Annotated in this window: 6 protein-coding genes; 4 read left to right on the top strand and 2 right to left on the bottom strand. The window is 50.0% G+C overall.

All coding sequences use genetic code 11. The annotated features are described in order from the left end of the window. Positions 1-358 precede the first annotated feature (358 nt). Positions 359-583, bottom strand: coding sequence for a transposase (locus ACYVEA_RS34115; RefSeq protein ID WP_461117861.1), 225 nt, complete (start codon positions 581-583; stop codon positions 359-361). A gap of 477 nt (positions 584-1060) precedes the next feature. Between ACYVEA_RS34115 and ACYVEA_RS34110 the strand changes: the two genes are divergently transcribed. The 4 genes from ACYVEA_RS34110 (at position 1061) to ACYVEA_RS34095 (ending at position 3346) form a co-directional block, all read left to right on the top strand. Beyond that, entirely contained in the window at positions 1061-1654 is a 594-nt protein-coding gene (locus ACYVEA_RS34110; protein WP_461117860.1) for a hypothetical protein, read from the top strand. Between the two features lie 240 nt (positions 1655-1894). Continuing rightward, on the top strand, positions 1895-2323 hold the full coding sequence (locus ACYVEA_RS34105; protein ID WP_461117859.1) for an antitoxin Xre/MbcA/ParS toxin-binding domain-containing protein: 429 nt from the start codon (positions 1895-1897) through the stop codon (positions 2321-2323). A 3-nt stretch (positions 2324-2326) separates the two neighbouring features. Further along, positions 2327-2794 (top strand): RES family NAD+ phosphorylase, encoded by a 468-nt coding sequence (locus ACYVEA_RS34100; protein WP_461117858.1) that lies wholly within the window; start codon positions 2327-2329, stop codon positions 2792-2794. Between the two features lie 147 nt (positions 2795-2941). Continuing rightward, positions 2942-3346 (top strand): VOC family protein, encoded by a 405-nt coding sequence (locus tag ACYVEA_RS34095; protein WP_461117857.1) that lies wholly within the window; start codon positions 2942-2944, stop codon positions 3344-3346. 181 nt (positions 3347-3527) lie between these two features. Here the strand turns inward: ACYVEA_RS34095 and ACYVEA_RS34090 are convergent, their stop codons facing one another. Further along, positions 3528-5462: a PAS domain-containing sensor histidine kinase gene (locus ACYVEA_RS34090; protein ID WP_461117856.1), complete on the bottom strand. Its 1935-nt coding sequence runs from the start codon at positions 5460-5462 to the stop codon at positions 3528-3530. Positions 5463-6522: the final 1060 nt, after the last annotated feature.

Raw genomic sequence — 6522 nt, 5'->3', positions numbered from 1 at the left:
AACTAATCCATCGCGTTTATGCCTGTGTCCAAAGGAGGGAAAAATATAAAGATTTTTATTTCCCCGTTGTTGTTTGAATCATAGAAATCGGTCCGATATAAACATCAATGACACTCAACAGATAGTAATTGCCGAATACTGCTCACTACCAGTTGATTGCCTACCCACGATCCATCCAGTTTCATGGTTACCTGGCTGGGTCGTGCTCCAGGTGTACCGGACTGGGGCTGATAATAATATACACTCCGTGGAAGGCCTAGCCACTGGCATAATAGAGTGCGGTTAACACGAGATTCGAACTGTTTCATTAGCACAAGTTTCTATGAGACCGAATAGGCGTTTTTTTAGCAGTTCACTTTTAAGTGGTCCGCCACCGCGGCTCAATTTCCAAAGCCTGTTTTGCCACAATTCGCTTCAGGCGTTCATTTTCTTCTTCGAGGGCTTGCAGTTGGGGATCAACACGTGAGTAGGAGTCCTTGAGGCCTTCTTTGCCTTTGCTCAAATACTTCAATCGCCATTTACGCAGCAACGAAGGGGATAGCGGGGTGGCCCGTGCCATTGTACTTGCGACACGTCTCAGCATGGCCGTCGCGGATGGCTTCTTGGACGATGGAGTAGCGGTCTTCGGGAGTAAAACTCCGCCTGATTTTGCTCATGATATCTGAATGTAAAAGGACTAATTGCACCGGCGACCCGGCTGTTTTTACAATTTTGTCCAGCCATTCAGGGGGTTAAGACAAGTATTACTTGACATGAAAGTTCAATGAGATCTTGTTAGGCCACCATTCAGTTCCTTAACCTGACCACAATCAGATCAACTACTGAGTTGACTCATGGACGAGTAATGGATAATAAACTTTCTTTGATCAGCTATAAGTTCTATATCGCACTAACCTTGTCTATTGTCATAGCGTCAAACCTGCTGATGACTCATACACTGAATCGTCCGGTTGAGATAGTGCTGATCTATCTTTCCTGAGATAAGCAGCTAGCTGCTACCTACACTCCGTGAACGGACTCCTGTGCTTAACCAACACGACGTAATTACGCCTTCTACCCCATGAGCATAAACTCGATTAAGCCCTATTGGGCAAACTGCTTCCTACTGACCCTACCTGTTTTAATCTGGAATCTCAGTCTAACCACTAAACTACCGCCTGCCTATCAGCCGAACGTATTCGGGCATTCTATTCCTCGTTGGATAACGTATGGTGAAACTACATTCCGGTCAATCGTTTTCATACTCGCTCTGCTAATGCCCCTTGGTTTGGCAACTGACACCCAGAAGAAAGGGCTTCTTTTTTACAGCGTCGGCCTGCTGACTTATTTCGCTTCCTGGGTCCCATTGATCTACTTTCCAGCCAGTAGCTGGAGCCAAAGCTGGCCAGGGTTTATGGCTCCTGCCTATACCCCTTTCGTATGGTTAATCGGTATTGGCTTAATTGGTCATTCGTTTTGTATCAACCTGACTTTTCGTCGCTGGTATTTTCTATTAATGGCCCTTCTATTTATTTTATTTCATACCCTTCATACGTATCTGATTTATAGCCGGGTACATGTTTATAGCCGGGTACATGGAACTACCCTTCAATCACCTTATAGTACCAAACAGGTTGATCTGTCGTTGTCCACATATGCGATTGATTGTCGTTGACAGGGGTTAAAAAATTGCTTGTATGCCAGGCAATAGAGTTGATAGGTATTCAAAAAGGCCGTCCATTTAAACGCCCCTTTTGCGGCACATACTTATATTCTTGGGTCAGTCTAACAAGAGCTTATATCCCTGTACTCAACCAGCTTACCCTAGTAGGCTAAACCATGGACTTCATGAATCAGAATGAGGAACTTGATGGAGTGAACTTTTGTAGTTAGCTTAGTCTAAAACTTCATTGCCATGGCCCTTGCATTGCCTTTTGTAGCACCCAACCCAGCCCTGCTGCCTCGGCTCTTGACCGAGCAGGAAATCATCTCCCGCAGTCGACAAGGCGTACTGCGCGCCGAGGCCGACCGTGTGGCCGCTTTGGTGGGCTTAACCGATAAGGAATTGGCCGTGGCCTTAGGCTTATCCGCTTCTTACCTGCATCGGCTCAAGTTTGATCAGCGCATCAGTCAGGATGCCTCCGAGCGGCTGCTGCTGCTAGAGAACCTGCTCCTGCACGCTTTAGATACCTTCGAGGAACGCAGCAAAACCGTCCTTGGCTGGCTACGCTCCCCCTTACGGGAGTTGGACTACCAAACCCCCTTACAGGCCCTGGATACGGTCACAGGCTATACATTAGTCGACCGAGTGCTGGGCCGTATTGACTATGGTATCTTCGGGTAAGCTATGACCATCGTTTATCGTGTGGTGCGGCAGAAGTATGCCGACCGTCCCCTGGATGTTACCGGTACGTGGCTCAATGGAGGCCGTTGGAATTCACCGGGTGTTGGCATCCTCTATACGGCTGAGCATCCTGCTTTAGCTTTAGTCGAGATTCTGGTACACATGCCCCAAGTACCCTACGATGAGCTACCCGCCTACCGGTTGTTCAGTTTGGAGTTACCCCAGGATAGCCAGCGGGTCGTGGCCGCGGTTGGCCTACCGCCTTACTGGCAAGAGAACACCTACCACCGGAGTCAGCATCTTTTCGCAGATTGGCTAGCCAAGCCGGATGTGTTGGCCTTGGGTGTACCCTCCTCGGTGATGCCATCCGGGATCAACTACTTACTGCATCCGGCCCATAGTAGTTATGGCTCGATACGGGTCATTGACGAGAAGCCTCTGGTAATTGATCCCCGCTTGTGGTCGAAGTAAGCTAAGGCAACAGCAACTCCCTTCGTCTCATATGGGAGTGTTTTGCGAGACGGATAGTACCATGAGTGATAAGGCAATCTCTGCTGACATACGGCTGTCAGTATACCCACTGTACTTTGTATGAATTAAAACAAATTCACCGATTCCATGAATTTTATTTCCCTTCGAATTATCACGGCGGACATAAAGCCCTTGGTTCGCTTCTACGAGCAGATCACTGGCCTATCCGTGACACAGTATACCGATGATTTCGCCGAATTACAGACGCCTTTGGCCACCTTAGCCATCGGCAGCACGCGCACCCTGCAACTCTTTGGAGGAGACGACATAGCTAAGGCTTCCAGTAATGAGTCTGTCATTCTTGAATTTCAGGTTGATGATGTTGATACAGAGTATCAAAAGTTAGCCGACACCCTTGGCGATAGGCTCGTTCAGAAGCCGACAACTATGCCTTGGGGAAATCGTTCGCTCCTGTTTCGGGACCCGGATGGCAATCTGGTGAATTTCTTCACACCGGTTACCTCAGAAGCTCTTGAGAAGTTTGATCGATAACGTTCTAGTCCCTGTTGTATCCCTTTTAGAAGAGGCCAGCAGGGGCGGCTAGCCTAGTTAACAAGCAAATACATAAACACTCCTTCGTCTCGCACAGGAGGGTTAACTGAGAATGGGCTTTTAATTAAGTAGGCGGATCACCCGACCCAATTCCGAACAAACCCTTGACTAACGCCTTGTGCTACGCCGGCAGGTAGAGGGTAAAAGTAGCCCCTTGACCGGGTTGACTCCTGGCCGTAATGGCCCCGCCGTGGTTGGCCGCTACCTTCGCACAGATGGCCAGCCCGATGCCCGTACCGGCGTACTCGCTCTTGCCGTGTAGCCGCTGGAAGATCTGAAAAATACGGTCCACATACTTCTGCTCAAAACCAATCCCGTTATCAGCCACCTCAATGTGATAATAACTCGAGGCGGCCCGCCTGGGCCGCACTGATGGCGGCAGCGCTCCGGCAGGCAGGCGTTGGCAACTGACCCGAATCAGGAGAGGGATCTGGGGGCGACGAAACTTCAAGGCGTTGCTCAACAAGTTCTGAAACAAGTGGCCCAGTTGGGAACCATCGCCCGGCACGGTCGGCAACGGCTCGAGAACCACTTGGGCACCAGTCTCCCTAATCCGGATCTCTAAGTCCGACAAAACCGCCTGCACCACCGCCCCTAGCGCAATGGAGGCGGTGGCGTCCTGCAAGGCGGATATGCGTGAGTAGTCCAGCAGGTCTTTGATCAGCGTGGACATACGGCCGGCCGCCGACTGCATCCGCTCCAAATACCCTATCCCCTCACCCAAGGCCTCAGCGTGTTGCGTCTTCAGCAGATCGCCGAAGGACTGAATCTTCCGCAAGGGCTCCTGTAAGTCATGGCTGGCCACGTAGGCAAATTGTTCCAGTTCTTCATTCGACCGAAGCAAGGCAAGATTGGCGCTAATCAGATCATGGGTACGCTCCTGAACTTTACGTTCCAACTGATCCGTCAGGCACTTTTGCTCATGAATATCAGTCGACGTGCCTAGCCAGTACAACACCTGACCCGCTTCGTCTTTAATGGGTTCGGCCCGGGCAATGTGCCACCGGTATTCCCCATCGTGCCGGCGGTATTGGCATTCTACTTCGTAAGGGACTTTGTCTCGCAGCGAGTATTGCCACTTGGTCAAAACAGTTTCCTTTGTATCTGGAGGCAGGGTGCTGGCCCAGCCGCTACCCAAGGCTTCCTGGGGTGTCTGGCCGGTGTACTCGTACCAGCGTTTGTTAACGTACTCCAGCGCACCCTCCGGCTTAGCGGTCCAGGCCATAAGCGGCAGCGCTTCGACCATCGATTGAATCCGTTTTTCCTCCTGCTTTCGGTCGGAGATGTCAACCACTGACCCAGCAAAGCCCCCAAATGCCCCATCGGCACGATACCAGGGTCCACCCGAAGAAAGGCACCATTTGACCGAACCATCCGCCGACTGGATCCGGTACTCATACCGATAGGGTTCTTTAGTTTCATAACAATGCAGGAACGCCTGATAAGCCCCTTCTCTATCTTCTTCCAGCAGATTGTTGCCCCAGCCCGTGCCTAAGTGATAGTCCAGCGGTTTACCGGTCCACTTAATCCAGGTTTCATTGACGAATATGCACTCGTCTGTCGTTGGTCCGCAGACCCAAAGTCCGGTGGGAGCCGCCCTAGAGATGGTGTTAATGAAGGTTTGCCGTTGCTCGGCTTCCTTTTGTGCCAGTACGTGATCGGTTACCTCCAGCCCAAAGGCAATAAGACCAACGGCATTTTCGTCTACTTGATAAGGCGAATAAACAAAGTTGAAGTATTTGGTAGATGGTTGACCGCTGTTGTTCCAGTCAGCGGTGGCCGCATCGGCATAGCCATAAAAGGGTTTACCCGTCCGGCACACCTCGTGCATCATCTCGAAATAGCCCTTTCCTTCTAGTTCGGGAGCGATTTCCGGGGGTGTTTTGCCAATAATGGGCCGACCAGCATACAGTTGTGTAAAGAGTTGATTGGCGTAGGTGCAGCGCAACAGGGGTCCGCTGAAAATGGCCACCATTGCTGGAAACTGCAGGAAGAGACTAGTTAAGTGGCTGTCTGGTGAAAAGACTGAGGGCTGCGGTAGGGTATCATTTGTCATAGTTGGCAGGCTGGCGAATGCTTGTTGACTAATCAATAAGTCGGTAAGGGTTCATCAATACAGTAGCTTTCAATCGGGATAAGCAAATTCTGGGAGCTAGTGACTTGGTGCCCTAGTGCCTGGACTACTATAGACCGTACCCCGTTTAAGATTCCTTGAATCCGTCCAGGAAGCAGCCCTTTAGTGTATACCTCAGCCAAAAGTAGACAGCTATGGGTGAAAAAGAAAGAAAGGCTTTTATGCGCTTTGTAATTTCTGATTACGGTAAGTGCGGACAGCTAATTGGCCGTTGAGCCACCATTAGCAGCAGGGCGCTGGTGTGACTTGCTTGGTACCGTTCGGCTAGGATTTGCTCATAACGTCTCCAATCCATTTCGGTCGGTGTCACATTATCCAGCGTTTTGGCGAGACACTCACGAGACACTCACTTGTTCATTTCTGTCAGGCTTAGTTAGTCGCATACGGGTAAGTGAAGTACGTTACGGCTTTACAACGTTAGCAGACAATCACCCCCTAATACACAAACACGGGCAACCATTCAATCAGATTTCAAACAAATTTCTTGAACAAATAGATGCCTGGCGAGTTCAACCAAAGACAAATCTATACTCATAGGGTAACCCCTCCCTGCCAGCTAAACCCGTAGTAGCTTTGCCTCCCTGGATAGGTCATAAAATTGGTTGGCCACCCTTGTGCCTGACAGGCTTCTTGCGGAAGAAAATCAAACCGCTAGCCTACTCCTTCACCTCCATAATCGATAAATGGTAGGGCTCTTCGATTACCCAATTAGTCAGTGCCGTTTGGTGGCTGACTACCAACCCGCTAGTTCTTTTTACGGATTGCTAATGACCAATAATGACCACTGGCTGCTTCAGCGTTTACCCCAAGCCATTCTCCAGCTAGATCCAGACGGTGTACGTCGTCAAGTAAAAGTGGACAAATAGGGTGAAAATGGGAAGAGATAATTTTCTAAATTGTTTCACCCAAACCACCTTAGTTATGTCCAAATCAGTCAAATCCCAACCAAAACGTTCAGCGGACCACTCCTCAACTTCTGCTG

The sequence above is a fragment of the Spirosoma jeollabukense genome, from assembly GCF_054777855.1.
This window is presented reverse-complemented; position numbering and strand designations above follow the sequence as displayed.